This window comes from Pseudomonas sp. FSL W5-0299, assembly GCF_005930655.1.
GTDB classification, from domain to species: domain Bacteria; phylum Pseudomonadota; class Gammaproteobacteria; order Pseudomonadales; family Pseudomonadaceae; genus Aquipseudomonas; species Aquipseudomonas mandelii.
Genome location: NZ_RXHX01000099.1, coordinates 1 through 1,033, shown reverse-complemented (window position 1 = coordinate 1,033; position 1,033 = coordinate 1). Strand labels below are relative to the sequence as shown.

Genomic DNA, 1,033 nt, shown 5'->3' with positions numbered 1-1,033 from the left:
CGACGGTACCATTCTTACGCAAGGCTGCGAACGCTTCCCCCGTGCCGGCCACCTGCACAATGTCGTTCAGCAGCGCGATGTCGGCAGGCACCAGGCCGCCTACTATCGGGCTTCCCCACGCCACTACATGGCCGTTGGCACGACGAGCAGCGAATGCTCCCGATGTGGAGCTCACGTCGACAATATCCTTCAATTCCGCGAACTCTGGGCTGATATTGCCACCAGCTAATGGGTGGCCCCAAGCCACCCATTGGCCTGTAGCGCGCTTCGCTATAAACGCGTCAGCATTACAACGCAGCTCGATGATATCGTTCAATGCAGCAATCGGTTCTGGCAGGGCTCCACCATTATGAACATCGCCCCAAGCGACGAGACGGCCGTTGGCGCGAAGGGCCGCAAAGGCCTGGTGGGCGCCGAGGATCATTTTGATATCGGTGAGCAAGGCAATGTCCGTCGGCAGATTTCCCCCTAGACGGGGATACCCCCAAGCCACCACCTGCCCGGTGGCCCGTTGCGCGGCAAATGCGAAGCCACTGACAACGATCCGCACAATGTCCCTGAGTTCCGCGATTGCAGTAGGCACAGTGCCGCCCCCAATGGCATACCCCCAGGCAACCACCTGATTCGCATTCTTTAAACCGGCAAACACCGCTGAGTTACCAACAACCCGAACAAAGTCCGAAGGCACAACACTGCCCATGTCCCCACCACTACTCGCGTCCCCCCACACCACCACCGCGCCATGGGTTCGGCGGGCAGCGTAAGCGGTGTAAGTGCTACTGACTTCAACGATGTCTTTCAGGGGCATAATGGCCGGAGGAATCTTCCCGCCCGAATCAGCGTTGCCCCAAGCGATCACGTCACCCCCCGTCACGATGCGCGACGAAGGAGGATGCGTTGCCGATAATATTTGCCGGATTGAGGGTGATCTGTTTGTCGGAGGAACGAACCTGTAAAGGTTCCTGTGGCGTTGTATCAGTCCAGGTGGCGGCAGTTGTCCACTCAATGTCTGTGGCATATTTCCACTGCGCCT

General features: G+C 58.8%; 1 pseudogene. It reads right to left on the bottom strand.

Annotation, left to right across the window (positions count from 1 at the left end):
- Positions 1-859: pseudogene (locus FHL16_RS33795) on the bottom strand (hypothetical protein); the annotation flags it as partial.
- Positions 860-1,033: the final 174 nt, after the last annotated feature.